We start from the raw sequence: 3,632 nt of genomic DNA on the forward strand, positions 1-3,632 counted from the left end.
GCTCAATGCCAATCACCTCATTGAAAGATCACCTGGACGCCGAGTCGCCATGACCGAACGGGCTGCGAGCACCCTGATGCGGGCCGCCCGGCTGCGCGTGGTGCTGGGGACCTTGGGCCGTCTGCTGCTCGTCCTCGCCGCACTCTCGCTCCCGCCTGCGCTCATGGCCTGGAGCGACGCAAGCATCGAGCTGGCCTTCCGGCTGACGGCAACCGCCAGCGCGCTGCTCGTCGTCGGTTGGCCGGTCTCGCGGCTGCGACCGCTGCGCGCTGAGGACAGCGATATCCAATGGAACGAGGCGCTCGCCGTCACCGGACTGGCCTTCCTGATCGCAGCACTGGTCATGGTCTGGCCCTTGACCGCCGCAGGTCTCGGCATGATTGACGCCTTGCTTGAAGCGACCTCTGGTGTGACCACCACAGGCCTGACGGTATTGCGCGGCCTCGAGCAGACCGACCCCGCCGTGCTGTTCCTGCGCGCCTGGATGCAATGGTATGGCGGGCTCGGGATCGCCGTGCTCGCCGTCGCGCTGATCATGCGTCATCATGCCAGCGCGCGCCGGCTGCTCGAGACCACCGGTGAGCGGCTCACCGACGCCGGTGCCCGCGGTCATGCACGGAGCGTCGCGGCGGTCTATTTCGCGCTGACCCTGATCGCGATTGTCGCCGTCTGGATGACCGGCCTGGCGCCGCTCGAGGCCTTGCTATACGCGCTCCCGGCGATTGCCACCGGCGGCTTCGCCCCGTCCGACCAGAGCCTCGCCGGATTGCCTGGCGCCACGGTCGCGACGCTCTCGCTGATCAGCGTCGCCTCGGCGGTGAGTCTCCCCCTGTCTGCACGGCTGCCTCACCGCGGCCTGCGCGCGCTCAAGCATGAGCCGGAGCTGATCGCGCTGCTCGGCGCGATCCTGATCACCGCGCTGCTGCTCAGTGTCATCGCCGCGCTGTCGAGCGGACTGCCCTGGCTACAGGCCTTGGGTCAGGGCTTCGCACTGGGGGTCTCGGCGCAGACCGATACCGGGTTCAGTACCACCGAGGTCGCCGACCTGCCAGCGGCCTCGCAGGGGGTGCTGATGACCTCGATGAGCATCGGCGGCTGTACCGGATCAACGGCCGGCGGGATCAAGCTGATTCGGCTGCTGATCATCATGCGACTGGTGCAGCTGGCATTGCGCCGCACCGCGATCGCCGAGCGCGCCGTGCTGCAGGCGCAGGTCGGCGACACGCGCATCGAGCCGTCGATGGTCACCGCAACCTTGCAGCTGATGGCCCTGTGGGCGATGGTGCTGCTGGCCTCCTGGCTCGCCTTCCTAGCGCTCGGCCAGCCGCCACTGCCGAGCCTCTTCGAGGTGGTCTCGGCCACCGCCAACGCCGGCCTCTCGGCCGGCCTCACCAGCCCCGAGCTGCACCCGGCGCTGAAACTGGTGCTCTGCGCCGATATGCTGTTCGGGCGCGTCGAGATCCTGGCGCTCCTCGTGGTGCTCTACCCACCGACCTGGCTCGCACGTAAACGCAACCCTTAACCGCTATTCATCAACCGCTTGCCGACTTGAGCGCCCCTATCGGGCAACAAACGCGATGCAGACAATGGGCAGATCCTGAACCTGAGCGACAACAGCATGAGAGCCGCCTTTATCGGTAGCAATTCACTGACCTTGTCCACCGCTGAGCTGCTGCTCGAGGATGGCCACCAGGTCATCATCATCGAGCGCGACCGCGAGCGCATCGACACGTTGTCCGAGCGCTTCGATGCCGGATTCGTTTATGGAGACGGCACCCTGCCGGATGTGCTGCGCGACGCCGAGCCCGAGAACACTGATGTCCTCTTCTGCCTGATGGAAAGCGATCAGACCAATATCCTGGCCGGCCTCATCGGTCGCTCGCTGGGGTTCGCCCGCGTGGTGCCGCGCGTCAATGATCCGCAGTTCCAGCATATCGCCGCAGAGCTCGGGCTCGAGGACAGCATCATGCCCAACCGGGCAGTCGCCGCACACCTGAAACAGATGCTCTCGGGGGCCAAGTCCCTGGAGTTGTCCTCGGTCATCCGCGGCGACGCGGCGATCTTCAGCCTCAACATCGAAGACGCCGAGAAGGGTCCGATCGAGGATCTCGATCTGCCAGAGCGCACCCGGATCGTGTGCCTCTACCGCAAGGAACAGCTCTATCTGCCGCAAGAGGTGAAGACGCTAAAGCCGGGCGACGAGGTCATCCTGATCACCAGCCATCAACAGCTCCCCAAGCTCGAGCAGCGCTTCCAGCGCAACGAGGCAAGTGACTAGCTGAAGGCCGATTGAGGGCCGAATACAATCGGATGCCGCTGCAGTGCAGAATCTTGAGGCTGCGCCGCAAAATCGGCTTCATAGTTGCATCACAGCAGGCGTCCGGCGATAGCTCAGACTGACGATGGTTCACACTGAGCCAGTCAGCGCGGCAACCGCAGCCGGTCAGCCTCAACCCAACCAACAATGGAGACAACCATGAGATTCACCACAGCCACCGCACTCAGCTTGACCCTGACCTCAGCGCTGAGCCTGTCCGCGCTCGCCCCAGTGCTTGCCCAGGACAGCGCACCGCCGGGCGCTGGCATGCGCGATTCAATGAGATTCAGCGAGCTCGACCGCAACGATGACAGCATCCTGACCGAGGAGGAGTTCGAACAGGCGCGCTCCGAGCGCCGCGCGGCTCGCTCCGAGGCTGGCGCGCCGATGCGCGGAATCACCAATGCGCCCGAGTTCAGCGACATCGACCAGAACGGCGATGGCCAGATCACGATCGATGGGTTCGCAAACTTTCGCGCCCAACGCATGGGCAGCGGCGCCGGCATGGGGCCAGGCACTGGCATGGGGCCAGGCGCTGGCATGGGCGCTGGTGGCATGGGTCCTGGCGGCATGGGCGGTGCCCAACAGGGACCCGGCATGGGACGGGGAATGGGACCTGGCATGGGCCGGATGGGCGGACAGATGCCAACGTTCGCGTCCTTTGATGCCAATGGCGACGGTCTGATCAGCAAGGATGAATTCGAGACTGGCCGGGCCGAGCGGATCAAGGAGCGTTCCCAGCAGGGCTATCCGATGCGCAATCTCGCCAATGCACCCTCCTTCGAGGCCATCGACCAGGATGGCGACGGCCAGATCGACAAGCAGGAATTCGAGCGCGCCCAGGCGCAACACCAGCGGATGATGCAGCCCTAACGCCCGATCAGCGATCGGCTCAACGCAGAGCATCGAACGGCTGCAGAGCACGGCTGCCACATTGGTTGCGAGTCGGCGCCGGCCACCGGTATGGGCAGCAAGTTGCGGGCCAGCAAGACCTGGCCTGGCCAGAGCACAGGGCGAGTTGTGGCTGTCTGCGCGCTCGAACGTGGGCACGTTGTTTGCTTTCTTGCTTTCACTGAAAAGCCCGCCTGCTGCAGGAAATCGCCCGTTACTTCTCCGCCGCAAAGCTGGAGGCTGCACGCTTCGGCCCCACGCGTGCCGAGTTCGAAGACAAGGGCCATCTCCGAGTAGCCATCTCTGGCGAGAAGCCTTCTCTGAGTGGAGAGCGTCATGCCAAACGTGCAGATCAGTCCTTGGGACCTCGCGGTCGTCGCCGTCTATGTCATCGGCACACGGCTCCTGTTCGGTTGGTGGGCAA

3 protein-coding genes are annotated in these 3,632 nt (G+C 65.1%); all 3 read left to right on the forward strand.

Annotated features, from left to right (window positions below; all coding sequences use genetic code 11):
- Positions 1-1,522 (forward strand): TrkH family potassium uptake protein (locus tag VBE63_RS26080; protein WP_323685916.1); only part of this gene is annotated, 1,522 nt, incomplete at its 5' end.
- Between the two features lie 96 nt (positions 1,523-1,618).
- On the forward strand, positions 1,619-2,278 hold the full coding sequence (locus VBE63_RS26085; RefSeq protein ID WP_323685917.1) for a TrkA family potassium uptake protein: 660 nt from the start codon (positions 1,619-1,621) through the stop codon (positions 2,276-2,278).
- 198 nt (positions 2,279-2,476) lie between these two features.
- Positions 2,477-3,190, forward strand: coding sequence for an EF-hand domain-containing protein (locus tag VBE63_RS26090; RefSeq protein WP_323685918.1), 714 nt, complete (start codon positions 2,477-2,479; stop codon positions 3,188-3,190).
- The last annotated feature ends 442 nt before the right edge of the window (positions 3,191-3,632 follow it).

Source organism: Lamprobacter sp. (assembly GCF_034860625.1).
In the GTDB taxonomy this organism is placed as follows: domain Bacteria; phylum Pseudomonadota; class Gammaproteobacteria; order Chromatiales; family Chromatiaceae; genus Lamprobacter.

Coding starts and splice junctions, on each gene's coding strand:
- VBE63_RS26085 (WP_323685917.1), top strand. CDS start 1,619: ATGAGAGCCGCCTTTATCGGTAGCAATTCACTGACCTTGTCCACCGCT.
- VBE63_RS26090 (WP_323685918.1), top strand. CDS start 2,477: ATGAGATTCACCACAGCCACCGCACTCAGCTTGACCCTGACCTCAGCG.